This is a genomic window from Shewanella sp. M-Br, assembly GCF_036245925.1.
GTDB classification, from domain to species: Bacteria; Pseudomonadota; Gammaproteobacteria; order Enterobacterales; family Shewanellaceae; genus Shewanella; species Shewanella oncorhynchi.
Window position 1 is genome coordinate 18,724 of sequence record NZ_BJBV01000021.1, and the last position, 24,460, is coordinate 43,183.

At 43.9% G+C, this 24,460-nt stretch carries 24 protein-coding genes; all 24 read right to left on the minus strand.

The features are described 5' to 3' along the window. Positions 1-10 precede the first annotated feature (10 nt). Positions 11-2,110, minus strand: coding sequence for a flagellar biosynthesis protein FlhA (flhA, locus tag AAA952_RS16785; RefSeq protein WP_113939472.1), 2,100 nt, complete (start codon positions 2,108-2,110; stop codon positions 11-13). A gap of 108 nt (positions 2,111-2,218) precedes the next feature. Next, positions 2,219-3,349 (minus strand): flagellar biosynthesis protein FlhB, encoded by a 1,131-nt coding sequence (gene flhB, locus AAA952_RS16790; protein ID WP_113939471.1) that lies wholly within the window; start codon positions 3,347-3,349, stop codon positions 2,219-2,221. Positions 3,350-3,367: 18 nt separating this feature from the next. Further along, the gene (gene fliR / locus AAA952_RS16795) at positions 3,368-4,165 is read right to left on the minus strand and encodes a flagellar biosynthetic protein FliR (RefSeq protein ID WP_263207734.1); all 798 of its coding nucleotides are present in this window, start codon (positions 4,163-4,165) and stop codon (positions 3,368-3,370) included. A 4-nt stretch (positions 4,166-4,169) separates the two neighbouring features. After that, positions 4,170-4,439: a flagellar biosynthesis protein FliQ gene (fliQ, locus tag AAA952_RS16800; protein ID WP_113939469.1), complete on the minus strand. Its 270-nt coding sequence runs from the start codon at positions 4,437-4,439 to the stop codon at positions 4,170-4,172. 18 nt (positions 4,440-4,457) lie between these two features. Then, positions 4,458-5,204 carry a flagellar type III secretion system pore protein FliP gene (fliP, locus tag AAA952_RS16805; RefSeq protein WP_028761180.1) on the minus strand — a complete coding sequence of 249 codons (747 nt, stop codon included), beginning with the start codon at positions 5,202-5,204 and terminating at the stop codon, positions 4,458-4,460. Continuing rightward, complete coding sequence (fliO, locus tag AAA952_RS16810) at positions 5,201-5,629, minus strand: flagellar biosynthetic protein FliO (protein ID WP_105251944.1); 429 nt, start codon at positions 5,627-5,629, stop codon at positions 5,201-5,203. Before fliO ends, fliP begins: the two co-directional genes overlap by 4 nt. Before the next feature lie 30 nt (positions 5,630-5,659). Next, a complete protein-coding gene (fliN, locus tag AAA952_RS16815) occupies positions 5,660-6,040 on the minus strand; it encodes a flagellar motor switch protein FliN (RefSeq protein WP_028761182.1) in 381 nt (126 codons plus the stop codon). An 11-nt stretch (positions 6,041-6,051) separates the two neighbouring features. Continuing rightward, on the minus strand, positions 6,052-7,080 hold the full coding sequence (fliM, locus tag AAA952_RS16820; protein WP_105251943.1) for a flagellar motor switch protein FliM: 1,029 nt from the start codon (positions 7,078-7,080) through the stop codon (positions 6,052-6,054). A gap of 39 nt (positions 7,081-7,119) precedes the next feature. Continuing rightward, positions 7,120-7,647 carry a flagellar basal body-associated protein FliL gene (fliL, locus tag AAA952_RS16825; RefSeq protein WP_028761184.1) on the minus strand — a complete coding sequence of 176 codons (528 nt, stop codon included), beginning with the start codon at positions 7,645-7,647 and terminating at the stop codon, positions 7,120-7,122. An 84-nt stretch (positions 7,648-7,731) separates the two neighbouring features. Next, complete coding sequence (locus AAA952_RS16830; protein WP_338258647.1) at positions 7,732-9,327, minus strand: flagellar hook-length control protein FliK; 1,596 nt, start codon at positions 9,325-9,327, stop codon at positions 7,732-7,734. Between the two features lie 243 nt (positions 9,328-9,570). After that, on the minus strand, positions 9,571-10,017 hold the full coding sequence (gene fliJ / locus AAA952_RS16835) for a flagellar export protein FliJ (RefSeq protein WP_263207739.1): 447 nt from the start codon (positions 10,015-10,017) through the stop codon (positions 9,571-9,573). A gap of 29 nt (positions 10,018-10,046) precedes the next feature. Then, on the minus strand, positions 10,047-11,384 hold the full coding sequence (gene fliI, locus AAA952_RS16840; RefSeq protein WP_263265530.1) for a flagellar protein export ATPase FliI: 1,338 nt from the start codon (positions 11,382-11,384) through the stop codon (positions 10,047-10,049). Next, positions 11,353-12,348: a flagellar assembly protein FliH gene (gene fliH / locus AAA952_RS16845; RefSeq protein WP_338258648.1), complete on the minus strand. Its 996-nt coding sequence runs from the start codon at positions 12,346-12,348 to the stop codon at positions 11,353-11,355. Before fliH ends, fliI begins: the two co-directional genes overlap by 32 nt. Beyond that, the gene (gene fliG / locus AAA952_RS16850; RefSeq protein WP_028761189.1) at positions 12,335-13,387 is read right to left on the minus strand and encodes a flagellar motor switch protein FliG; all 1,053 of its coding nucleotides are present in this window, start codon (positions 13,385-13,387) and stop codon (positions 12,335-12,337) included. Before fliG ends, fliH begins: the two co-directional genes overlap by 14 nt. Continuing rightward, positions 13,380-15,065: a flagellar basal-body MS-ring/collar protein FliF gene (fliF, locus tag AAA952_RS16855; protein ID WP_338258677.1), complete on the minus strand. Its 1,686-nt coding sequence runs from the start codon at positions 15,063-15,065 to the stop codon at positions 13,380-13,382. The genes fliG and fliF overlap by 8 nt, the downstream gene beginning before the upstream one ends. A gap of 45 nt (positions 15,066-15,110) precedes the next feature. Continuing rightward, complete coding sequence (fliE, locus tag AAA952_RS16860; protein WP_028761191.1) at positions 15,111-15,446, minus strand: flagellar hook-basal body complex protein FliE; 336 nt, start codon at positions 15,444-15,446, stop codon at positions 15,111-15,113. A 231-nt stretch (positions 15,447-15,677) separates the two neighbouring features. Next, on the minus strand, positions 15,678-17,021 hold the full coding sequence (locus tag AAA952_RS16865; RefSeq protein ID WP_028761192.1) for a sigma-54-dependent transcriptional regulator: 1,344 nt from the start codon (positions 17,019-17,021) through the stop codon (positions 15,678-15,680). Next, complete coding sequence (locus AAA952_RS16870; protein WP_338258649.1) at positions 17,014-18,096, minus strand: sensor histidine kinase; 1,083 nt, start codon at positions 18,094-18,096, stop codon at positions 17,014-17,016. Before AAA952_RS16870 ends, AAA952_RS16865 begins: the two co-directional genes overlap by 8 nt. A 109-nt stretch (positions 18,097-18,205) precedes the next feature. After that, on the minus strand, positions 18,206-19,639 hold the full coding sequence (locus AAA952_RS16875) for a sigma-54 dependent transcriptional regulator (RefSeq protein ID WP_306685032.1): 1,434 nt from the start codon (positions 19,637-19,639) through the stop codon (positions 18,206-18,208). Between the two features lie 287 nt (positions 19,640-19,926). Then, positions 19,927-20,337 carry a flagellar export chaperone FliS gene (fliS, locus tag AAA952_RS16880; protein ID WP_113939464.1) on the minus strand — a complete coding sequence of 137 codons (411 nt, stop codon included), beginning with the start codon at positions 20,335-20,337 and terminating at the stop codon, positions 19,927-19,929. A gap of 8 nt (positions 20,338-20,345) precedes the next feature. Then, entirely contained in the window at positions 20,346-20,699 is a 354-nt protein-coding gene (locus tag AAA952_RS16885; protein ID WP_113939463.1) for a flagella biosynthesis chaperone for FliD, FliT, read from the minus strand. 110 nt (positions 20,700-20,809) lie between these two features. Next, complete coding sequence (gene fliD, locus AAA952_RS16890; protein ID WP_113939462.1) at positions 20,810-22,165, minus strand: flagellar filament capping protein FliD; 1,356 nt, start codon at positions 22,163-22,165, stop codon at positions 20,810-20,812. Between the two features lie 147 nt (positions 22,166-22,312). Beyond that, complete coding sequence (locus AAA952_RS16895) at positions 22,313-22,711, minus strand: flagellar protein FlaG (RefSeq protein ID WP_259589770.1); 399 nt, start codon at positions 22,709-22,711, stop codon at positions 22,313-22,315. Between the two features lie 291 nt (positions 22,712-23,002). Then, the gene (locus tag AAA952_RS16900; protein ID WP_330148300.1) at positions 23,003-24,406 is read right to left on the minus strand and encodes a flagellin; all 1,404 of its coding nucleotides are present in this window, start codon (positions 24,404-24,406) and stop codon (positions 23,003-23,005) included. Between the last annotated feature and the right edge of the window lie 54 nt (positions 24,407-24,460).

The window sequence follows — 24,460 nt, forward strand, 5'->3', positions numbered from 1 at the left end:
TATGCGTCCTCTACTGGCCGACTGCAGATACGATACGTATTTGCTTCTCATCAGGTATTTCTTGATATGAAATGACTCTGAGATTAGGAATAGTATGTTTAACAAAGCGTGACAGCGTCGCGCGTAACATACCTGACGTCAACAATATGGCGGGTTGTCCGACCATTTCTTGCTTCTGAGCCGCATCGGCAAGGGACTGCTGCATGCGTTCTGCAAGACCGGGTTCAATATTAGGACCATCACCACCGGTTGCTTGCATTGACTGATGCAACATCTGTTCCAACTCTGGCGCCAAAGTAATGACGGGGATTTCGAGCTCTGGGCCTGAGATTTCCTGAACTATCATACGTTTCAAAGCGATACGTACAGCGGCAGTCAAGACTTCAGTGTCATTACTCTTAGTGCCATATTCTAACAAAGTTTGCACTATAGTACGCAAGTCTCTAACTGAAACCCCTTCATTTAATAGGTTCTGCATCACTTTTACGACATGTCCTAGTGGCATGATATCTGGAATAAACCCATCAACCAGCTTAGGTGAGTGTTTTGCAAGCATATCCATCAGTTGTTGCACTTCTTCGTAGCCTAACAACTTAGCAGCATTATTTGTGAGTAATTGACTAATATGAGTTGCAACAACCGTCGCGGCATCGACGACGGTATAACCTAATGTTTGTGCGTGCTCACGTAACTCAGGAGCGATCCATACAGCTTCCAGACCAAAGGCGGGGTCGCGCGTTTCGATACCATCGAGTTTGCCATAGACTTGACCAGGGTTGATCGCCAATTCGCAATCATGACGAATATCTGCCTCTCCGACGACGACGCCCATTAATGAAATGCGATACGCATTAGGCGATAAATCTAAGTTATCGCGAATATGCACCGCGGGCACTAAGAAGCCTAATTCCTGAGACAACTTTTTACGCACGCCTTTAATGCGGCTTAGTAACTCGCCACCTTGGCCCTTGTCAACCAGAGGGATCAAACGATATCCGACCTCAAGACCAATAGTATCAACATGATGTACATCGTCCCAACCTAGCTCTTTAGGCTCTTTATCTTGTCTTTCTATTGGACCCGATTTCACTTGTTCTAGCGCTTTAAGACGTTTGTTTTCATTTCGTTTATAAACAAAATAAGCTGCACCAGCAGTCATAAAGGCAAAGCTTAAAAACGCCATGTGTGGCATACCAGGAACAATACCCATGACAAACAGGACTCCGGCGGCGATACCCAATGACTTATGACTGTCAAACATCTGACTCATCATCATTTGGCCCATATCACCCGACTCGTTTTGACGAGTCACCATCAAGGCTGCGGCGATTGACAATAATAAACCTGGGATCTGCGCCACTAAACCATCACCGATAGTCAGTAAGGTATAAATTTCAACTGCTTCAGAGAAACTTAAACCATGCTGCACAATTCCTATGATGAAGCCACCTACGATGTTGATCACTAAGATCATGATACCGGCAATCGCATCCCCTTTAACGAATTTGGACGCACCGTCCATCGCACCATAGAAATCGGCTTCACGGGTCACTTCAGCACGGCGTAATCTTGCTTGATCTTGGTTTAAGGTTCCGGCATTTAAATCGGCATCGATTGCCATTTGCTTACCAGGCATAGCATCTAAGGTAAAGCGGGCGCTAACTTCAGCGATACGACCAGCACCTTTAGTCACCACTGCAAAGTTGATGATAATCAAAATGATAAATACCACTAAACCAACGGCATAGTTACCACCGATAACCACAGAACCGAAGGCCTCAATCACCTTACCCGCGGCATCACCGCCATTATGACCCTCAAGTAAAACCACACGAGTAGAGGCAACGTTCAGCGCAAGACGTAATAACGTCGCCACTAGCAGGACACTTGGGAAAGCAGCAAAATCCAACGGTCTATCAGTATAAATTGCGACTAATAATACGATGAGCGCTAAGGCTATGTTGAATGAAAAGAGTATGTCTAATAGAAATGGAGGGATAGGTAAAACTATCATGGCCAATGCTGCGAGTACGAGTATAGGAGTGCCTATACCTTTAAACGTACTCAAGCGCATTTGTTTTACTTGACCTAAAGTCGCTCTAACATCCATTCATATTTACCTAAACTTTGACGTATGACAGCATGAAAGCAAAAAATACGCCAATAGCGTATTGGTCTGCAATAATATCACGACTTCAAAGAATTTTTAGCTTAGGTCTTAATATTTTAACTCATCGGGAATGGGTTGATTAAGCGGGATTGGGATAGGCTTGCGTCCTCGACCTTTTTGGTACTGGCGCAACTGAAATACATAAGCCAAAATCTGTGCCACGGCGGTAAACAACCCTTCAGGGATTTGTTGATCTAGCTTAGTCGTATGGTATATAGCTCTTGCTAATGGCGGGGCAGAGACGATTGTCACATTATGGGCCCTTGCAATCTCACGAATTTTAAATGCGACATCATCGACACCTTTGGCAACAACGAAAGGCGCGACTGAACGCTGCACGTCATATTTAATTGCTACCGCAAAATGCTCTGGGTTAACAACTATTACATCGGCATTGGGTACTTCGGCCATCATTCGACGTTGAGCCAACTCGCGTTGCATCTGCCGTACTCGCCCTTTGACTTCAGGCTTCCCTTCAGTATCTTTATACTCATCTTTTACTTCTTGTTTGGTCATCTTAAGTTGTTTGTTGTGATTCCAAAGTTGAAATGGCACATCTATGACGACAATAAACAAAATCGAGGAACATAACAGGATAAACATCCAAACCAACAAATCTAATGCATGGTAAACATTACCAGGAAGATGGTCGCTAGACAGCAACATGATGTCATTGAAATAGAAGCTTAATAAAAAATAAGCAGAAAACGCTACTACCGAAAATTTAGCAATGCCTTTGGTGAGTTCAACCAGAGCCTGCACGCCAAACATGCGTTTAAAACCAGCAAGGGGACTCATTTTACTGGCTTTTGGCATCATAGCTTGGGTTGAAAAATTGATCCCACCAAGAGAGACGTTACCGATAAACGCAACAACTACAATCAGCAACATAATTTTAGCCATGGGCCAGGCTATTTCACTCGCAACAACGCCCCACACGTTGAACATTTCATTCGTATCAAAAATTTGCGCCCTATCCATGGTAAATACAATTTCAAACACCCGAGTTAGGCTAATGGCCAAACTTGGGCCTAGCATATAAAACCCACATGCCGCCGAAATCAATACCGCTGCAGTCCCGAGTTCTTTCGAACGTGCAATCTGTCCTTTTTCCCGCGCCTGTTCTAGACGCCTCCCCGTGGGTTCCTCTGTACGTTCGCCACTTGATTCTTCAGCCATGGGCCTCTCCTAATCCCATCATATCAAGCCATCAGCGTTACATTGGAGCGCTAACATATCGCAAAGCAGCACTTGAGCCGTCGACCATACTTCATCGAAGTGTGCCATTACCGGTGTTAGGGTTAACCACAGAATAAACAGTCCACCAATCATAGTGATCGGAAAACCAATAGAGAAAATATTCAATTGCGGCGCGGCGCGGGTCATGACTCCGAAAGACAAGTTAACTAATAACAAGGCGATAATCGCAGATATCGACATAGTGAGTGCCGCACCAAACATATACGACCCCCAATCAGCCAGTGATCGATAACTTGTCAGTGTTAAGCCTTGATTAGAAATTGGCAAAGTTTCAAAGCTTGCCACTAGCATACGGATCATCAAAAGATGGCCGTCCACTGCTAAGAAAATCAATGTCGCCAATAAAAGGAAAAAGTTACCAATAACGGGTGTTTGTTGGCCAGAACCGGGGTCAACCATAGAGGCAAAGCCTAAACTGGTCTGCATACCAATGATCTGTCCAGTGAGCACAAAGACTTGCATTACCATTTGAGTCACAAACCCCATGGCAACGCCAATAATGATTTGCTGCGCCGTGATAAATACTGCGCTTAACGAAAATAAATCCACATTTTGAGTTGGAGGAAGAACGGGTGCTATCGCAAAGGTAATCGCCATCGCCAATAATAAACGCACTCGAGTTGGTGTCGTTGCCGCACCAAAGACCACCATAACCATCAACATGCTAGCAACGCGGAACAATGGCCAAAGATAAGCGGCAATGGTTTGCATTAAGGTATCAAGCAGCAGCTCCATCGCGTTAGCCTATCACTTGAGGAATGCGATTCACCATCTCGATGAAAAAGTCCATCAGGGTTTCAACTAACCAGTGCCCCATAAACATTAGTGCGAGCAGCGTTATGATTAAACGCGGAAGAAAACTTAAGGTCTGCTCGTTAATCGAAGTCGCCGCTTGAAACACAGCAACGATTAACCCTATCCCCAGCCCTGGCAACACAATAGCAGACACCATCATAACGATAACAGAGAGAGCTTCACGAAAAATATCAATTAGCGCCTCAGGACTCATGTGTTTACTCTCCCTTGGCTATCCGAAACTATTCGCTAATGTCCCGAGGACTAAGCTCCAACCATCTACGAGCACAAACAACATGATCTTAAACGGCAGCGACACTATCATGGGAGATAACATCATCATACCCATAGCCATCAAGATACTCGCCACCACTAAATCGAGTACTAAAAAAGGCACAAATAGCATAAAGCCGATCTGAAATGCGGTTTTTAACTCACTGGTAATGAAAGCGGGCACTAACACACTCATGGGTGCTTCTTCGGGAGACTTAATATCCTTATAGCCAGAAATCTCAATAAAGGTCTTTAAATCCGTCGTTCTTACTTGGCCCAACATAAAGCCTCTCAGCGGCTCTTTCCCTTTATCAAACGCTTGCTGCAAGGTTAATTGCTCATCGATATAAGGCTTCACCCCTTCATCATAAATCCGGTCGAATACCGGTGCCATGATAAAAAAAGTCATGAACAAACTCATGCCAATTAAGACTTGATTAGATGGAGTCTGTTGTAATCCAATGGCTTGGCGTAATATCGACAGGACAATGATAATCCGCGTGAAAGAGGTCAACATGATGAGCATCGCAGGTAAAAAACTCAGCGATGTCATCAGCAGTAAAATCTGCATTGTGACCGAATATTCCGTTGAGCCGTCTGGCGCCGTTGTTACTGTTACAGCAGGTAAGACGCCATCTGCGGCCCATGCTGACGGCATCAATAGCAGCATAACTAACCCAACTAACGCGAGGATACGTGTTGTCATTGTTTTAATTTCGCCTGGCGTAATCGACTCGCAAACGAATCAGCTTCTAGATGGATAGGTTCAGCTAACTTATCAATCAAACTCACCTGCTGCGAGCTAACCCCAAGCAAATATTGCTGTTCGCCCACCTGAACCAAGACTAAACGCTCTTTTTGACCGAGGGAAGTCACAGCAATGGTCTTTAGTACGCCATTGGTCGTGGGGACTAAATTAAACCTTCTCAGTAAATAAGCTAACGCGAAAATTAATAATAAAACCAGAATCAAGCCACCTAACATACTTGCTAAGGTCGCAACTTGAGAAGGTTCTGCCATTTTTGTAGCAGCAGGCGCTATTGAAGCAATATTCGCTGCGCCTTCCCCACCGAGGCTATCGGCGCTCGCTTGAACCGCTACCACTAAACTCTGTATTACCGATGTGCTCATTTAAAGTTCCAACGACTTTTACATCTCGTATTATTTAAGCTTTTTAATTCGCTCAGTTTGACTGATCACATCCGTTAAGCGAATACCGAATTTATCGTTTACCACCACCACTTCACCGTGAGCGATAAGCGTGCCATTGACCATCACATCTAACGGTTCACCTGCGACTCTATCTAACTCAACCACAGAACCTTGGTTAAGTTGTAATAAGTTTCGAATACTAATATAGCTACGGCCCACTTCCATCGAAATGGTGACAGGAATATCTAAAATTGTATCTAACTTAGCCGCTTCAGCCTTAGAAATAGGTCTTGAATCATCAACCAGCTCATCGAGTTCAATTGCGTTGGCTTCTTCTAACGCTTGTTCTGCCATTGCTGCAGCCCAATCATCCGTATCGTCTGTGCTCATCTTACTTCACCTTATAATTCTGATATATCACGAGATTTACCCTTACGCGTCACCAATTGCAGCTCAGATTTAACTGTCTCTGGCCGAGGGATTTTCTCACATATTTTAAGCGCTAGGTTATCTCTAGAACGGCCCATTTTACAACGATATGTCGGTAAATCCTCGATTTTCATCATGATAAACTCGGGTAACTCAATCGGAATAATATCGCCCGCTTTAAAATTCATGACCTCTTTGAGCGTTAATTCATGTTCAACAATATTGGCATCGAACCCGACCTTCACATCCATGATTTCATCGTGTAATGCCTGTGACCAACGCATATCAGTATCTTGCTTGTCACTTTGCACACCCGCATCGAGTAACTCTCGGATAGGTTCAATCATGGAGTAAGGCATAGTGATGTGAAAATCACCACCGCCTCCATCGACTTCAATATGGAATGAATTAATCACCACAACTTCGGTAGGACTAACAATGTTCGCCATGGCGGGATTGACTTCAGAGTCCAAATAATCAAACTCAACATCCATTACGGGCGCCCAAGCATCTTTATAATCTTCAAATATAATCTTAAGCAGTAACTGCACGATTCGTCTTTCTGTCGGCGTAAATTCTCGCCCTTCAATCTTGGCATGGAAACGCCCATCGCCACCAAAGAAGTTATCCACTAGGATAAATACCAGTCGCGCTTCCATGGTGATCAATGCTGTGCCTTTGAGTGGGCTAAAACGCACCATATTCAAGCTAGTTGGAACAAAAAGCGTATGTACGTACTCACCAAACTTGAGCATCTGTACACCGTTGATCGACACTTCGGCCGCTCGGCGCATCATATTAAACATGCTGATGCGCAAATGGCGCGCAAAACGCTCATTCACGATTTCCAGCGTCGGCATACGCCCACGAACTATTCGATCTTGGGAAGAGAAATCGTAGGAACGGGCATCTTCTCCAACAGCGTCAATTTCGTCATCATCAACGTCATCAACCCCGTGCAATAGCGCATCAATTTCGTCTTGGCTTAATAAATCACTCACTATATTGCCTTCGCCTCTTTTGGTGCTGAAGTTAAAGGATTATTGCATTACAAAACCGGTAAATAGTACTTTCTCGACAACCTTACGCCCAGTTACTGACTGTAGAGTATTTTGCACACTCAAAAGTGCTAACTGCCGTAACTCATCTTTCCCCGCTTGCGTGCTGAGCTTTTGCACATCTGCACCACTAAAGGTCGTTAAAAGCGCATCTTCAATCAGCGGAATATGTTTTTGTGTTAGCACATCATCATCGGTACCACGCACCATCAGCTGCACTTTAATCTCAACTAAACGAGCCCTATCAGGCCCAGGTAAGTTGAATAAGAAAGGACGCGGCATAGGTACGTATGATGCGGTAGCCACTTCTCCTGATGCTGGGACTTCAGCCTGAACAGCACTATCTGCTGCTACGGCGGGAACCTCTTCGGTACTGCTTCCCATAAAGAACCAGACGCCGCCACCGATTAACAGCGCGACTAAAACGCCTACACCAGCAAAAATAAATAGTTTCTTCTTACTCTTAGGCTCTTCAGTACTTTCAAGTTCTAACGATTCTTCCTTAGCCATCACTATTCTCTTTAATTTAGGCGGAAACTCATTACAGTTTTATTTGAAACGTAATTATGTCAGTCATTGCTATAGGTTACCTGCTTAAGCGTAATAATCTATACCTGAAGTTACACTAATCGCTTGATTTAAACCTAAATGTAACTCTTCTGCCGAGATTTCATCCATATCAGCCGCATTTGAACTGCCGCCATCACCGAAACTACCTTCACGACGCTCACCTTGATCGCCTTGAGAAACATGGCTGTCAGCCAACTGCATCCCTTGCTCTTGCAATAACTCACGTAATCTTGGCATAGCTTGTTCAACCAGATCGCGCGTTTGCGGCTGAGTAACATGAAACTGTACTTGGGTTTGGTCGCCATGCACTTGGATCTTTACCAACATATGTCCAAGTTCAGGTGGATCGAGCCGGATTTCCGCATGTTGGATGCCTTGACTCACCATAGTAATCAATTGCTGCTTCATCACAGGTGAAAATCGTTGGATCATCTCCTGCATTTGGTTTTGCTGTTCTACTCCTTGACGCAATGACAACTGAACTTGCATGGTTTCTTGGCGATTTAATTGTGACATCGAGAGTGTCTGTATGGATGATGTCGACTTAAGTTCTGAGAAAGTATTACTATCATCCATAAAACTTTCGTCTCTGGGAATATCCATCGCAACCGTTAATTTAGCATCTTTCAGTAATAGGTTAGCAGCCAAATCGGAATTGGGACTCCCATCAAGATCACTTTCTGTTACAGATGTTGTATCTAATGGTTCAGATGAAGTTGAAGAGCCTAAGGTATTCAGGTCGAAAGTATTTCCCGAGATCGCGATATTAGCCGTATTGAGACTATTCACTGTAGAGCTACTAGTCGTTGCTTTTGCCGCAGTGTTGGTTACCGACTTTATCGTTGCACTGTTCGCTAAGCCCGCTTGATTAATCACAGCATTAAGTGTGACCTCATTCTCAACTAAAGACTCATCTATACTCACCCCGACTTCAGTGGCAGAGACAAGCTCAGTGTCTTCTAAAGGTAATTCTGAAGCGTCATCGGTCAAATTTGGATCAATCACAGCATCACTATCCGCTGACGCTTCAAGTATATTTGGGTCTATGGGAAGAATATGTACGAGTGACTTATCAGTCAAAGAAGATGGTTTCACGTCATCTGCGATTGAAATTGCTGCCATATCTGGGCTAGTAGAAACTAACTTTTGTAATTCAGCAGAAAAACCCGCTTCATCGGCATCTATATCTGATGCCAGTTCAATCTCAGCAGAAACAGTAGATGCCAATGCTGAGCCGGTTAATAAAGCTGATGAAGTATCAATATTTTCTTCACCAGTTATATCTTCTTCAGCATTTAAAAATGCTAGCGGCAAACTATCTCCATCTGATGCCGTTTTCTTCATATCATTTGCCATGCTAATTTGGGCAAAAATGAGATTTACGTCGGCGTCATCAGTTGATATATCGTCATCTTTTACTTTATCAGCAGAGGTAACCTGCACAGTATCATCAGTGTTAGCAATGGTTTTTTTAGACGCAGAAATAGAAAATGAGCTAGCGGTGACTGACGCAAGTGTAGATGAAAAGTCTTCATTATTAGACTCTTGGGAAGATGTCTTAGCGGAATTGGCCGCAGAGTTGCCTGTTTTACTTAACAGGATATTGGTCATTTGTTGCATAAGTGCTCCCAAACATTACCCAGCAAAAAAAGAAAATGGCTAGGTAGAAACGTCAATTAAACACTGCGGTTGCAGGGTAATGGACTAAATCAAAGCAAATAAGATGCCAACACATCAGGTTTTACGACAGCATATCGAAAAGAATTAACTCTGGGAGGTGTCAAATTGATGCTTATGCCATCAATACAAAAAAAACTAAAGAGTCTATCCGGCTAGCGAGCAGTAAATATGCCTATCATTTCACTAACGTTGATGACGGCGATAAAATTGCTGGGAAGCAAATTCATCGGTCATTTTTTGCTCCCTTTTTTGTTCAACCACTTGACGCTTCTTCTCTTTACTGGTTAAGAGTAATTCTACTGCCTTACGTTTTTTTTGCTTTTCCAACCAATGTTGTTGTCGATATTCTTTTTGCTTTTCACCGTCGGCAACGACGCGATTTTGCTGGATAATTGCGTCATCGATCTGACGAATAAAACGGTGAAACTGGTGATAGTGACTAGCACTGATGGCTTGACCTTGCTGGGATTGCATTTGCTTCATGTATTCTAAGCGATAGTTATTCAGAGCACTGAGTTGATTCAACCGTTTTTGACACTCTAACTGCGCCGATTTTAACAATAAAGCCGCTTGTTCTTCGGCATCATTGGCAAGCTTTAACACTAACAACAAGGGATCGGCGTTAGCCATACTAGACCTCGATTAATTCGATGACGCCATTATTTGCACTGTGCAGCAAGTTGCCCAAGCATGACTTGGCTATCGGCAAAGCTAAATGCATCACGCATGGTTTGTCGCAAAAAAGCATTCATTGCTGGCTGCAGTCGTATCGCATTATCAATGCGAGGATCGCTTCCTTGGGCATAGGCCCCAATAGAAATCAAATCTCGATTTTGCTGATACAAAGAATAGGTTTGTTTCACGCGGCGCATCGCCTCCAAATGTTCATTGGAAATCACCATAGGCGCGACTCGGCTAATAGAAGCTTCAATATCAATTGCAGGATAGTGCCCCGAATCCGCAAGCGAACGTGACAAGACAATGTGACCATCGAGGATCGCCCGCGAAGCATCGGCAATGGGATCCTGTTGATCGTCTCCTTCCGTCAACACAGTATAAAATGCCGTAATTGAACCTTGCCCAGGGCCACCGTTTCCAGCACGCTCAACTAAACGTGGCAATTTTGCAAACACAGAAGGCGGATAACCTTTAGTCGCAGGCGGTTCACCCACAGCCAAAGCAATTTCCCGCTGCGCTTGGGCGTAGCGCGTTAAACTGTCCATAAGCAATAAAACGTTATAGCCTAAATCGCGGAAGTATTCGGCAATACGAGTCGAGGTTTCACAGGCGCGAAGGCGCATCAGAGGCGATGTATCCGCAGGCGCAGCAACAACGACTGAACGCGCTCGACCCTTCTCACCAAGAATTTCCTCAATAAACTCTTTCACTTCCCGGCCACGCTCACCCACTAGCCCAACCACAATAATGTCGGCGGTAGTACCGCGAGTCATCATACCTAAGAGCACACTCTTACCCACACCAGAACCGGCAAACAAGCCCATACGTTGGCCTTTGCCCACAGTCAGCATAGCGTTGATAGCGCGAACGCCAACGTCCAGCGGTTCAGTAATGGCACGGCGAGATAAGGGATTAATGGCAGCGCTATGTCTTGGCGCTTGTTGATCGGTCTGCAACGCGCCTAAACCATCTAAAGGCACGCCGTTACCATCAAGTACGCGTCCTAGCAGGGATAAACCAACATTGAGTCCAGTTTGTTCCCCCAAAGGCACAACCCGCGCACCGGGCAATACACCACGTAATTCTTCAATGGGCATTAAATATAATAGTTCGCCATCAAAGCCGACGACTTCTGCAATTAACTCGCCCACCATGGTTTCGATCGAACATAAGCTGCCCACAGGCGCACGGCAACCGCTCGCCTCTAAGGTTAAGCCAACAACACGCACGAGTTGACCACTGGCCACAGCTCGAAATGGCGGCACTTTATCCTGATGGTGATTCAGCCTATTCAGCAATTGGTGTTGACGATTTTGCATCTGATTTTGCCTCTAATTGCTCACCTGTGTTTGAGGCAGATTGTATATCCTCAGCATGTTGAGAAACCGTATCGACAACCTGATCATCAAGCTCAGATCCCACAGCCTCAGAAGCCGCAACGTGTTTAGCGGTATCTTCAACCTCTATAGCCTCTTGCAATTGACGCTGCTTGTCACTTAAGTGAGCATGTTGGTTCCGTAAGGACTCAAACACAGCATCGATACGCGATGCGAGGGTCAAATCGACTAAAGAACGATGACTACTGAGAATACAGTCACCTGGGCTTAAGGAAGGGTCAACTTCAAGTTCCCACTTACTGCGGGTCAATTGAGCGCTGGAATAAAGTTGTTCGACTAAAATAACATCGTCAGGATGCAAGCGGATTGTGACTGTTTGTTCTTTTATCGGCAGTGATTCTATACCTAAGCGCAATGCCGAAAGCACTTGTTCAGGATGAGTTTTTAATTCGTGGCCAATGACAGATTTCGCTAATGTCATACTCAGGTTCAATAGCGAGAGTTCAATATCGCCATCGAGCAATTGCAATGGTTTTTCAAATTGGGCTAATAAGGTTTCAAAACGCGAGAGCAATATTTTTGCTTGGGCTAAACCGGTTTCTAATCCTTGCTCATGCCCTTGGGCGAGCCCTTCAGTATGGCCCTGCTCTAACCCTTCTAAACGCCCTTTTTCTAGCCCTTGCTCATACCCTTGCTGCTTACCTTCGCTAAAGCCTTCTTCTTCGGCTTGGGCACGAATGTCTTCAATCTCAGCCATAGTCGGTGGAGAAACACTTTCCACAGTAGTCGACTTAGCGGCTTGATGATTAGAATGGCCGAACAGATTTGAGATAGAATCATCATCGGCTTCAGTCACATCTGGCAGCGCCCAGTGACTAAATTCGACATATCCTTCGCTCAAGACCTTATTCAACAATTTATTGTCGCTCGGATTAGAGGAACTCATCGCCACCACCGCCGCCTAACATGATTTCGCCGCTGTCACTTAAGCGACGAGCAATAGACAGGATTTCTTTTTGGGCGACTTCCACTTCACTGATGCGGATTGGGCCCATGGCTTCAAGATCATCACGCAACAATTCAGCGGCACGTTTTGACATGTTACCCAAGATTTTTTCTTTCAGCTGATCATCTGTGCCTTTGAGCGCCTTCATCAGTACATCTTGCTGCACTTCACGCAACAGGGCTTGAATACCGCGGTCATCGACATCGATTAAGTTTTCAAATACAAACATCAAATCTTGGATTTGCTGCGCCATTTCTTCATCAGACTCGCGCATGGTTTCCATCAACTGGCTTTCGATACCCGTGTCTAAGTAGTTCATTATGTTGGCAGCCGCTTTTAAGCCACCCATTTTCGCGGCCTGGGCGCCACCTTGACCGGCGAACTGTTTCTCCATGATGTCGTTCAACTCTTGCAGTGCGGCAGGCTGTACTTCTTCAAGATTTGCAATACGCATCATCAAGTCTAAGCGGGTATTCTCAGGGAATTGACCAAAAATTTCCGCCGCTTGATCGGGTTCTAAATAGGACAACACAATCGTTTGGATCTGAGGATGTTCATTCTGAATAATGGTCGCCACTTGGCGTGCATCCATCCATTTCAACGAATCCAACCCCTTAGCACCGCTGCCCATGATAATCTGTTCAATCAGATTACCCGCTTTATCTTCACCCAGCGCAGCGGTTAAGGCTTTACGGACGAACTCTTCACTGTTGAAACCAATTGAAGAATACTTTTGAATATCATCAAGAAACAGCTTATGTACTCCGATAACTTTTTCCTGACCAAACTCATCCATTGCCGCCATGGCCATACCCACTTTTTGCACTTGCTTCGGCTCTAAGTGTTTTAAAATGGATGCAGCATCAGCCTCACTCAAACTGAGGAGTAAAATAGCGGTCTTTTCAACGCCACTAATATCTTTGATATTAAAGGCAGGTGCGGCCGCAGGAGCCACTTCTTTCGTTTTATTCTCAGCCATTGTCTTGTAACCAGTTTTTCACGACTTGAGTAGAGAGCTCAGGCTCATTCGCCACGAGCGCACGGATAGCTTTAATCATATCATCATCTTTGTGAAGATTAGGGATATGAATTGAGCCATCGTCAGCATAACTGTATTCCGCCTCTTGAGTATTGAGCATCCCTAGCGTATCAGCCGCATATTGGTCCTCAATTTCTGCTAATTCATTACCTAATCTGCCATCCTCAGGCATATTCACACTGTCAGGATAGATTAAGCGTTTCAGCATAGGACGTACCACAGCTAAAATCAGCACCAAAATCACTAGCGCACCAATCCCAAGCTTAATCGCACGCCAAAACCAAGGTTGCTCCCAAAGCTCAGGTGCAGGTAAATCTTCAACCAATTGATCCATAAAGGGAACGGTTACCACTTCCAGCACATCCCCCCGTTGTGAACTAAAACCAACCGCGCCTTCAAGCAAACGACGGATATTGGTCAGTTCTTGTTCGGTACGGGCAACACGAGCTACTTGACCATTTTCTCCAGCGGTACCAGGTTTAAAGTCCACCGCCACTGACACACTAATGCGGCGCACTGCGCCAACTTGCTGGCGGGTATGGCTAATGGTGGTATCTAATTCAAAGTTACGGGTCGCTTCACGGTGCGAATTACCACCTGCGGTGACAGACTCGGTCGCTTTAGTCGCATCTTCTGGAATATTTGACTCCATTGGCGGTTGATTGGATAACGCGCCAGGGATCCCACCAGAAGAGCCACCAGTGGTGTTATTTTCAACTGTCATTTCACTGCGCAGTGCTGGTAAATCAGGGTTAAAACGCTTTGATGTTTGCTCAACAGCAGTAAAATCCATACTGACGTCGACTTGAGAGGTAAAATTATCAGGACCTAGAATTGGCACCAGAATCGATTCAATCTTAGTGCGATATTCAGCTTCTTTTTGCTGCACTAATTCAAGTTCACGGCGAGCCGTCGCGGACGCGCCATCTTGGCTGCCTGAGTTCAATAAACGGCCGTTAGAATCAGTTACCGTCACCCTTGATGGTTCTAAACCTTGTACTGCAGAAGCAACAATATCGACGATAGCATCGACTTCACCTTGGCCTAAGCCACCGCGACGGGTATTGATCACCACTGTTGCACTCGGTTTAGAGGCATTGCGGGCGAAGACGTTTTCTTTAGGTAACGCAAGAATGACTTTGGCACGACTGACACTTTGTAGTTGCTCTATCGCACGGGCGAGGTTTTCTTCTTGGCTATGCTTAAGACGAGCTTGTTCCATACGTTGGCTGACACCAAAACCACTGTCTTTATTCAAAAAATCTTGGTTGGCTGCAGGACTGTCGATACCTGCACGGCTCAACATCATTTTGACTTCTTGATATTTATCTTCAGGAACTTTAATAACGTCCACGTCGATTTGGTACTTAACTTTATTTTTATCAAGCACATCTAGCACTTGAACCATTTCCTGAGTTTCCATTTTACCCAATGGACGATACTCTGGCTCCTGCGCCCACAGCATGACAAATACCGCCAAGGCTAAACAAATCGCTAAGGCTAAAATCATAGTCACTTGGCGCATCATATCGACACCGCCAAGATTTCCCATCATGCCTGACTTATGTTCTTGCTGGACACCTTGGTCAGCTAAACCGGAATTGGATCCGACAATCATTTCTGTACTCACGATTCGTACCTGCAAATTGGGTTATTCACTGGCCTAGACAGGCATGCTCATTATTTCTTTGTAGGCTTCGACAAGCTTATTACGCACTTGCACCGTCGCCTCGAAAGCGACACTCGCTTTCTCACGGGCAATAACAGTGTCCGATAAAGAAACGGTAGTATCACCCATCTCTAAACGTGTCGCGAGGTTTGACGATGCAGACTGTAAGCCGCTGACATTGCCTACAGCTTGCGATAACAACTGACCGAAGTCTGCACCACTGGTGTTATTCACTTGCTGCATGATATTTGGCTGAACGCCAAACGACGGCGTTATTTCGCCTTGGAGTTTCTGCATTTCCTGCAGGAATGAATTTGCGCCTATTTGCATGCTGAGCTCCCAGTCGTCGAATTCTTGACGATCAAAATACCGATAACGGGATAATGCAAAATAACGGCCAAGTTTTCAGATGGTCGTGATTGATAATAAATTGACGGGATAAGAAGATGTCAATATCTAAGGATTTTGGATGAAATGAGCCACTTTTACGGTTGTGTATTTTAATCAATACAGCCTCACACTCAATGTGGAGGCTGCGTGATGATAACTTGAATTTATAGGCTAATTTGGCAGTTGGATCCCCATATCACGCATCCTTGCCATCTTGTATCTTAGGGTTCGTGCGCTAATTCCTAGCTTTTCGGCGACTAACTTACGACTTCCTTGGCATTGATTAAGGGTCTCTAAAATAATCACATGTTCTTGAGCTTTGAGCTCTTCACCTAAACCGTCTGGCTCAGAAGAAAATGGGTCTAGATCTTCACCGCTTAAAATCACATCCTGCGCATCGATAATAATGTCATTGGCAGTGATCAATTGACCGGCTCTTAATATCAGAGCACGCTGGATCACATTGTCGAGTTCACGTACGTTCCCTGGCCAGCGATGACTCAATAAACGTCGACGCGCATTCTCATCCAACTCAGGCACATCGGCAACATTCAATGCCTTAGCATGTTTAGCCAGTAAATGACGCGCAAGAGGTAAAATATCTGCAGGACGTTGACTTAACGCAGGCCAAGCTAAAGGAAATACGTTAATTCGGTAGTAGAGATCTTCCCTAAATCCGCCAGCTGCGACCACTGCCTTTAAATCACGATTGGATGTGGCAAGCACGCGCACATCCAATTTAATTGTTTTACGGCCACCTAAACGCTCAACTTCACGCTCTTGCAAAACCCGCAACAACTTAGCTTGTAAGCCTAAATCCATCTCAGAGATTTCATCGAGCAGCAAAGTGCCACCTTGAGCCTGCTCAAATTTCCCCGGACACGCTTGATAAGCCCCCGTAAATGCACCCTTTTCATAACCAAAAAGGGTGGCTTCGAGCATGTTCTCAGGAATAGCGGCACAGTTAATGGCCACAAAGGCTTGATTAGCACGGCTACTGTGTTGATGAATATAACGGGCCAAAACCTCTTTACCCGAACCGCTAGGACCTAAGATCATGACAGAGGCATCGGAGGCGGCAACCCGTTGAGCAAGTGCTAATAAGGCTAAACTTTTTTCATCAGCGACGACGGGCTGATCCACATTTTGTTTTAATGGCAAATAGCGTGAGACTTGATTGAGTAACACTTCTGGTGCAAAAGGTTTGGCTAAATAATCAACAGCGCCTAATTTTATAGCGTTCACCGCGCTACCAATAGTCGCGTAGGCCGTCATCAACAGCACTGGCAACTTAGGATGATGCTGCTGCAGGTAGTTCAATAAACCTAAACCACCAATACCTTGCATCTGCACATCGCTAATAACTAAATCAAACTGATGTTGTTTCAAGGCTAAAATAGCGTCTTCACCGGAGGCGACATCAACACACTCATACTGAGCCAGCATTAAGGTATCCAACAAGGCTTCACGTAATGAAGCATCATCCTCAACGAGCAATAACTTTGCTTCAGACATGGGTAATCTCCAAAGGTAATATCACCGCGGATTTAGCCCGTGGGAATACTAAAGACACAGTACAGCCTTTATTCGGTACACAACTGAGTTGCAGTTGCCCCCCATGATTGCGCACCACAGATTGCACAACGGCTAACCCAAGCCCAGTTCCCTGCGACTTAGTCGTAAAGAAAGGTTCAAATACCTTCTGCTGCATAGTGGCGTCTAAGCCTTTACCATTATCGATGACGTCCAATAATAACCGTTCGCCCTCTTCCTTCGCTTGGATACGAATTTCAGTTGCTCCGGCTTCTATGCTGTTCATGACTAAATTATTAATCGCCGAGCTTAATGCATTGGAATTAGCTAACATCGAGCTGCTTGACGCATCATCAAATAACAAGTCACAGCCTTGCTTTGCCGCTATTGGCTCACAATTTGCCAAAACATTGTCGATAACCTCAGCCAATGAGATTAGATCTCCAAGTTCATCCTGACGGCCTTTCGCCATCAATAGCATGTCGTTAACCTGCCGCTCGAGTTCATTGAGTCTATCAACAAGTTTTTGCTGGAATTTCGCTTTAGCGGCATCGGATAACTTAGGACTAGCAAGATTTGAAGCATATAACAAAGCGGCTGATAAAGGCGTGCGCACCTGATGAGCCAAAGTTGCTACCATCTTGCCCAGTGCAGATAAACGTTGTAAATGGGAGATATTTTTCTGTAATAACCGAGTTTCAGTCAGATCAGTTAGCACAATTAATTGACCAGGCTCTGGCGTCAATGGCGTAATCGCTAATTTAACGCGGCGGCCATTACGCAGTGACACTTCGTGGCCATCATCGTCCTGCGGCGCAAAGGCACTGTGGATCACATCAATCCAGCGAACGCCACATAAGGAGCGATCAAGTAATTCAACTGCTACCGGATTGGCATCCGTGACTACACCGTCGCCATTGATAATCACCACGCCGGATGGCATAGCCTGTAAAATATGCTCCATTCGATTGGACATATTCGCGGCCTCACGCAGTTGGTTCCATTGTTTGCTAGTGTGCTTGAATGACTCAATTTGCGCTAGTGGGTTGGCTGACATAGTCACTCCGTCAAAAAATTGCTTATGACGGGGTGACTGCAGTATCTATGCCAAATTGGAAATTGAACTTTAGAGGTTAAAACAACTTATATAACAATAAAATAGAAAACTAATCTTTGGTCATTCCGTACTTACGCATTTTTTCTACAAGCGTTGTACGGCGTATTCCAAGCATTTCAGCAGCGCGAGCTACGACATTATCTTGTAGCTCTAGCGCCTGACGTATCATGTCTATTTCTAGTTCTGCTAACAAATCCTTAAGGTTCACACCTTCAGGCGGCAGCTCACTAGGGAAACGCGTTTCAGGGATTTCAACCGGCTCTTCATCGCTAAAGATAGAAGCTAAAGCATCACGTTCCTGTTGCTCTTCACTCATCTCTACACAATATTCGGGCACATCGATATGGCGATATTTGACAGGTAAATCGTTAACATCGACCAATCCACCCGGATATAAAATGGTGAGGCGTTCGACTAAATTAGACAGCTCGCGCACGTTGCCCGACCAAGCATGTTCTTTCAGCGACTCTATCGCACGCTGCGTAAAACGCACCTTACCACGGCCTTCGTTATAGACTCGGCTAACTAACTCTTGTAATAGCAAAGGCACATCGTCCTTGCGATCACACAACGCGGGCATTTCAATCGGGAATACGTTTAGACGGTAATAAAGATCCTCACGGAACTCATTAACGCTGATCATAGTTTCTAAATCTCTATGTGTCGCAGCAACTACGCGTACATCAGCATTAATAGTCTTAGTACCACCAACGCGCTCAAATACCCGCTCTTGCAGCACACGGAGTAATTTCACTTGCATTTGTAGTGGCATGTCTCCTATTTCATCGAGAAATAGTGTACCACCTTCAGCTAATTCAAAACGGCCTTTACGAGAACAGATTGCCCCAGTAAATGACCCTTTCTCGTGACCAAATAGCTCACTCTCTAATAACTCAGGCGGTATAGCACCACAGTTAACAGGGATAAATGGACCGTCACGGCGCTCAGACAAATAATGGATATTACGGGCGACCACTTCTTTACCTGTACCCGATTGACCCAGAACAAGCACGGTTGCCTCAGATGTTGCTACTTGATTTATCAAGTGCCTCACATTCGCAATACCATCACTGCGTCCCACTAAGCTTCGGAATAACTTTGTTTGATTCGCACTAGTAGGGACTTGAGGCCGTTTAACTTGACCGAATACTTGGCAAAAGTGTAATAATTCAGTGAGCTGAGGATACGTTAAAGGTTCTTCTATATGTCCAAGAATATTAGATACTTGCAGATCGTCAACATTGCCAAGCAACAGCATAGGTTGCCATGGATGTTGACCTGCGATGTTTTTAAGCCCCTCAGCATCCATAACATCAGTTAGGATAACTAAAGCTCGAAAACGGGTATCTTGGAGGCTAGCACTTAATTTTTCGGTGTCAATTTGTACAAATTGCTCACCTAAAAAATCCAAAATGCAACACAGGCGATTTAATCGCTCTGATGGAGGGCCGATAAGTAAAATTCGTTGATCTGTTTGCATCATTCAGTAGGCCGTAAAGCTCTAATATGTATTAATTCGCATTAATTATTTATGATTAGTTGCTGTAAAAGCTTAACAAATTCAATGTAACAATCTGTGCCACCATCACTACTTGTGATGAATATTGTATTATCAGCAGACGAGAAGCAAGCCTCAGATGAGGTTTATGCCAAACTGAATTGATTTTAGTTCATTTACATCATGATTCTAGTCTAAAACGTCAATACTTTGACTTTAAGCCAAAAAAAAGACGCAACCAGTGCGTCTATTTTTAATAACGAAATAAGATATTAACCCGCTTCAGAATGCGCAGAAATATTATGTTTATCTGCAGGAATTGCATCCCAACTCTCTTTTAGAGTACGAACTAAGTCACTTACATCATCAATCGCTTGAACATCATTATTCAAATTCGCCTCTGAAATACGGCGCAACATAAAATCATATAAATTACTGAGATTGTAAGCAACACTGCCTTCAGCTTCCATATTTAGGCAGCTATTCAGCCCCGCGATAATCCCTAGCGATTTACCAATAAGAAGCCCTTTTTTTGCAAAATCACGCTGCTCTATTGCATATCGACTCTGAGCCAAACGCTCAAGCAAACCAGCAAACATCATTTGAATAATGCGGTGAGGGGATGCCACTGCTATTTCACTTTCTAAAGAAACCTTACGATATGACTGTAATGAACCTCTCATATTAGTACCTACCTATTTGCATCTATCGACTTGTATACATTGATATGACGTTGACTATTACTACCAGCATGCAATAGAGCTTGCCTGTCCAGTAAGAAAACATTGGCTTTCTCTGTACATGCTTGAGTTAATGAAAACTGTAACTGCAAATAATCTCTGTCAACAAATTGCTCATCTGCAACCAAAGCCTCAAGTAATAATTGACGCTGGCCAACAAATTCTTGCAATTTTAATACCAAAAAATCAATATTTTCATTATCTATTGATAATGTAGTCACTTGTCTAATGATTTCATTCATTTGCTCATTAAGAGAATCTAATGTGCTAACAACATTCTGTGTATTTATTTGACTATGATGCATATATAAAATCTCTTACTCTGCCACTTTAGATAAAAAACTTATAAAATCCAAAAACTGGCAAACATCGTGTAAATCTATCTTACTGTAGGGACAATTTGGCTGATAAAATATTATCGTTTGCTCACAAGCCCAGGAAGAGAGTCGAGTCGCTGAGTTAGCATACTACCTTGAGCGTTCATCTGGCCGACAATCAAATCCATAGCATTGTACTGCTTTAATAACCTAGCTTCATAGGCCTTCATTTTTAAGGCAAGACTCTCACGGCTATCGGTAATACGAGAAAGTTGAGTATCTAAGCTTTCATCTCGACTATCTAAAATTCCCCCAGTTTTTACATAGGAGTCAGTAACATCTTTCATTCGTGTACCAAACCCAGTTTTTTCTGCAGAAAAAAAGTCCGATACGGCATTAATATCTTTACTTAGCACTTCATCAAGCTTTTTATCATCAATCTCAAGACTACCCGTCTGAGTAGTTTTAATGCCCAGATTAGCTAACATCATAGAGCCACTATCACCACTCGTTGATGACAACACGCCCCTCATCTGGTTTTGGACACCACGAATAACAGAATCACCCTGCAATATACCCGCTTTCTTAGTTTTGGGATCATAGCCTGACATGCCAGACATAGTTTTCATTAACTCATTGTATGAATTAACAAAATCTTTTATAGCTGTTTTAGAAGATTCACGATTAGGTTCAATTTTGAGTGTCGTTGTTTTATCTTTGTTAGCATCCGTCAATGTTAAGTTGATACCTGTAATCGCATTTTTTACTTCGTTTGAATCAGAAGTCACTTTTAAACCATCAACATACAAAATTGCATCTTTTGCAGGTTGTAATTCTGTCATAGCAAAAACATCTGAAAGTGCTGTTCCAGCGTCATCCGTGGCAGATGCTTGCACTACATTAGCCGCACCAGTCTTGTTAGATGTAAGAACCAACTGAGCACCATTATCGCCCTTAATAATAGTCGCAGTTACTCCAACATTATCTTTAGAAGCATTGATATTTTTCATAATGTCTTGCAGAGAGTCATCTGCGCCAACAGCAACATTAAAGCTCTCACTTCCCACTGTCAGACTTAATGAACCACTTCCTATTGGAGCCGTAACATCTGTAACTGCTGTAGAACCTAATTTATGGCTTTCAGCCAACTGTTCAACAATGACTTTATAATTGCCAGCCACTGCAGTCGGGTCAACTGTTGCGGTCATAAAATCTTTATTAGAAAGCGCACTCTTAAAACCTGTAAAAGTTTTAGCATCAGATAGAGGTTTTATCTTCTCTAAGAAATCAGACATTGCACTTTTCAATGCCCCCAGAGCAGAGATCTGAGTGTTTATCTTACCTTCTTGAGCATTGAATTTGGCTTCTTTAGGCGCTTTTTCTGCATTAACTAGAGCGGTTACAATGCCGCCGATGTCCATGCCAGTACCTACACCTAATGATGTTAATCCCATATCCACCTCTGATCTGCGTCTAAAAACTTACCAATACGTATAGTTAATAGTATTAATACAGCAAAATTCACGCCAAGACTTCAGTTAATATGAATGGCTTACCACTCTGGACTGAGCCTCTCATGAATGCATATTAAAAACTACAACTTAAACCTCTGTTTTTATTAATGCACCAGTCACTTCAGACAATTTTTCAGCCAAGGCAAGCGCCTCTTCACTAGGAATTTGTCGCAGCACTTCGCCAGAGTCTATATCCATAACACTGACAACGGGCCTATCAGAACTCGCATCAACTTTAAATGCTAATCCCTTACGCATCATAGTTACCATATCCGTCAGGTCACTCGCAACCTTATCTAACTGCTCAACATTCGTTTTAGTATCTTTTGTAGACTCGCCATCTTCTACCATGTTCACGCTGTTTGATTGGCCAAGCAAAGGCTTTATTGAACCACTTGACTCTTGCTGAAGAGATTGTGGAGGAGCTAGTTTAAGCTCAGTCTTCAACCCCACTACATTAGATGTACTAACTGAATTAATATCCATCATGCCACCCTCTTAGTCACACTTACCTATGTACTCTGGTACTGCTAGAAAGTACTAACCTTACAGATGAAGCACAAAGCTACACGCTTCAGCTTTATCTTCAAACATTTGCTAATCTGCTTACTACTGTATATTGATGTGCAGCTAAATGTTATTGACTAATAGTCACTTTATTAACAACACTAAACTGACCATTTTAATGCACAAAGGGAAGGGTCTAAACGAACCTCCCCCTCAGTGCCAAACACTTAGCTGTCTATCATCTCCGAATGAGATAACCGCCAATCACAATTACAGCAATGACAGGGCAACTTGTGGTAATTGGTTGGCTTGTGCCAACATAGCAGAAGATGTCTGAGACAGAATTTGTTTCTTAGTCATTTCTGCAGTTTCTTTTGCAAAGTCAACATCTTGAATACGGCTACGAGCATCTGCTACGTTAGTTTGCACGTTACCCAAGTTATTGATAGTGAAGTTCATACGGTTTTGTACCGCACCTAAATCTGCACGTTGGGAATCAATACCAGCAATAGCTGAATCTATGACAGCCAAGGCATCTTGTGCTCCTTTAGCCGTGCCAATATCAATTTTAGACACTTCAGACAATTTAGAGCTACCAGCAGTTGCAGTCACACCGCCACCGAGCAGCTCGTTAGCTGTTGTACCTTTAATGGCAAATTTTTCAGGTGAAGATAATTTAAGTTCAGACGTTTTACTGGCGTTTGCTGCACCAGCAGCTTGACCACCTAATTTAGCTGTTGTACCGCCACCATAACCAGCAACTTCTACACCAGCAACACCCTTAGCCGTAATACTAATGACACCTGTTTCTTTATCGTGGCTAACATCGTATCCCGCTTTACCTAAGTCAGTTGCGAGTTGCGCTGAATCACCTTTATATGTCGCTAAATCGTAACTATCTTTTGTACCATCTTTGGCAACAACAGAGAAAGTCCCCGTATCCGCAGCACTTAAGCCAGACAGGGTTGTCGTAACTGAGGCTTCAGCCTTAACGCCTGCACCTGCTTTATTAATGTTATCAGCGACTGTGGCAGCATTATCACCACCCGCAATGGCCACAATCTTACCATTAACAGCAAAAGCTGCATCAGCGGTTGTACCTTGCGTTAAAACAGTCGCCGCTTCTACACCAAATTTAGTGCCTGCACCTGAAACGCCATGATTACCAATCTTATTTGCCGCAGTACTAGACAGCGAAACTGAAATCGTTTCATTTGCGTTTGAACCGACCTGAAACTTTTGACTACCGTAACTACCATCAAGTAATTTCTGACCACCAAAAGAAGTCGTGTCAGCAATACGTGTTAATTCTGTTTGTAATGAAGAAATCTCTTTCTGCATAGACTCACGGTCTGCAGTTGAGTTAGAACCGTTAGCAGATTGTAGAGACAGGTCACGCATACGCTGCAGAATGTTAGTCGATTCTTGCATTGAACCTTCGGCAGTTTGCGCAATTGAAATACCGTCGTTCGCGTTACGCATTGCTACGTCTAAACCATTAATCTGACTAGTCATACGGTTAGATATTTGTAGGCCCGCCGCATCATCTTTAGCGCCATTGATACGCAAACCTGAAGATAAGCGTTCCATGGAAGTTTTCAAACCATTGTTCGCATTAGTGAGGTTCTTTTGTGAATTCATTGAAGTCACGTTGGTGTTTACTGAAATAGCCATAAAATATATCCTCTTTACCTGACGTTACGTTAGTGCCTGTCTTGCTGTAATGAC

Excerpts from the sequence above, each read along its gene's own strand:
- flhA (WP_113939472.1), bottom strand. The coding sequence starts at position 2,110 with ATGGATGTTAGAGCGACTTTAGGTCAAGTAAAACAAATGCGCTTGAGT.
- flhB (WP_113939471.1), bottom strand. The coding sequence starts at position 3,349 with ATGGCTGAAGAATCAAGTGGCGAACGTACAGAGGAACCCACGGGGAGG.
- fliR (WP_263207734.1), bottom strand. The coding sequence starts at position 4,165 with ATGGAGCTGCTGCTTGATACCTTAATGCAAACCATTGCCGCTTATCTT.
- fliQ (WP_113939469.1), bottom strand. The coding sequence starts at position 4,439 with ATGAGTCCTGAGGCGCTAATTGATATTTTTCGTGAAGCTCTCTCTGTT.
- fliP (WP_028761180.1), bottom strand. The coding sequence starts at position 5,204 with ATGACAACACGTATCCTCGCGTTAGTTGGGTTAGTTATGCTGCTATTG.
- fliO (WP_105251944.1), bottom strand. The coding sequence starts at position 5,629 with ATGAGCACATCGGTAATACAGAGTTTAGTGGTAGCGGTTCAAGCGAGC.
- fliN (WP_028761182.1), bottom strand. The coding sequence starts at position 6,040 with ATGAGCACAGACGATACGGATGATTGGGCTGCAGCAATGGCAGAACAA.
- fliL (WP_028761184.1), bottom strand. The coding sequence starts at position 7,647 with ATGGCTAAGGAAGAATCGTTAGAACTTGAAAGTACTGAAGAGCCTAAG.
- AAA952_RS16830 (WP_338258647.1), bottom strand. The coding sequence starts at position 9,327 with ATGCAACAAATGACCAATATCCTGTTAAGTAAAACAGGCAACTCTGCG.
- fliJ (WP_263207739.1), bottom strand. The coding sequence starts at position 10,017 with ATGGCTAACGCCGATCCCTTGTTGTTAGTGTTAAAGCTTGCCAATGAT.
- fliI (WP_263265530.1), bottom strand. The coding sequence starts at position 11,384 with ATGCAAAATCGTCAACACCAATTGCTGAATAGGCTGAATCACCATCAG.
- fliH (WP_338258648.1), bottom strand. The coding sequence starts at position 12,348 with ATGAGTTCCTCTAATCCGAGCGACAATAAATTGTTGAATAAGGTCTTG.
- fliG (WP_028761189.1), bottom strand. The coding sequence starts at position 13,387 with ATGGCTGAGAATAAAACGAAAGAAGTGGCTCCTGCGGCCGCACCTGCC.
- fliF (WP_338258677.1), bottom strand. The coding sequence starts at position 15,065 with ATGATTGTCGGATCCAATTCCGGTTTAGCTGACCAAGGTGTCCAGCAA.
- fliE (WP_028761191.1), bottom strand. The coding sequence starts at position 15,446 with ATGCAAATAGGCGCAAATTCATTCCTGCAGGAAATGCAGAAACTCCAA.
- AAA952_RS16865 (WP_028761192.1), bottom strand. The coding sequence starts at position 17,021 with ATGTCTGAAGCAAAGTTATTGCTCGTTGAGGATGATGCTTCATTACGT.
- AAA952_RS16870 (WP_338258649.1), bottom strand. The coding sequence starts at position 18,096 with ATGTCAGCCAACCCACTAGCGCAAATTGAGTCATTCAAGCACACTAGC.
- AAA952_RS16875 (WP_306685032.1), bottom strand. The coding sequence starts at position 19,639 with ATGATGCAAACAGATCAACGAATTTTACTTATCGGCCCTCCATCAGAG.
- fliS (WP_113939464.1), bottom strand. The coding sequence starts at position 20,337 with ATGAGAGGTTCATTACAGTCATATCGTAAGGTTTCTTTAGAAAGTGAA.
- AAA952_RS16885 (WP_113939463.1), bottom strand. The coding sequence starts at position 20,699 with ATGCATCATAGTCAAATAAATACACAGAATGTTGTTAGCACATTAGAT.
- fliD (WP_113939462.1), bottom strand. The coding sequence starts at position 22,165 with ATGGGATTAACATCATTAGGTGTAGGTACTGGCATGGACATCGGCGGC.
- AAA952_RS16895 (WP_259589770.1), bottom strand. The coding sequence starts at position 22,711 with ATGGATATTAATTCAGTTAGTACATCTAATGTAGTGGGGTTGAAGACT.
- AAA952_RS16900 (WP_330148300.1), bottom strand. The coding sequence starts at position 24,406 with ATGGCTATTTCAGTAAACACCAACGTGACTTCAATGAATTCACAAAAG.